This is a genomic window from Pseudomonas sp. AL03 (assembly GCF_029960815.1).
In the GTDB taxonomy this organism is placed as follows: Bacteria; Pseudomonadota; Gammaproteobacteria; order Pseudomonadales; family Pseudomonadaceae; genus Aquipseudomonas.
This window is the reverse complement of sequence record NZ_JASBRE010000082.1, coordinates 1-464: the sequence shown is the minus strand read 5'-3', so window position 1 is coordinate 464 and position 464 is coordinate 1. Positions and strand designations below refer to the sequence as shown.

The following is a 464-nucleotide window of genomic DNA, read 5'->3' as shown; positions in this document are numbered from 1 at the left end:
CCATGACGTTGGCGTAATAAAACAATTCGGACTGGCTGCTCAAACCCAGCGTGCTGGCCTCAGCCTCCAGTTGCTCGAGCATTGGCCAGCGTTCGGTCACGGTTTCGCTGCCATGGCGTTCGGGGAAGTGCGTGAGCAGATGAGCGTCAAGTTCGAGCAATACGCGGCGCCGATCAGCGTGGTCCAGCGCCGAATTCTGTTCAGCGCTCAGGCGATAGGGCGTTAGCAATTCAGGGCACTCGGCCAGCCGGGGTTGGTGCTGTTGCCAATTAACCTCGACACCGTCGGCGGTTACCACACAGGACAATGGTTCAAACAATCGCTGATCGCAGCTACCGAACAGGATTCGCGCCACGGCGGCGTCTGCCAGTCGCAGCAAGACCTGCACCCCCTCTGGCAACTCAACCGCCAGCAGTTTGCGTAAGTGCTGAGCGACGGCGTGCGCCGAGTCCGGGCTGAACAAC

Annotated in this window: 1 protein-coding gene; it reads right to left on the bottom strand. The window is 60.3% G+C overall.

The features are described from left to right. Positions 1-464, bottom strand: a 464-nt coding sequence (locus QK293_RS27490; RefSeq protein ID WP_282383520.1) for a DUF4123 domain-containing protein, incomplete at both ends; no start/stop codon positions are given.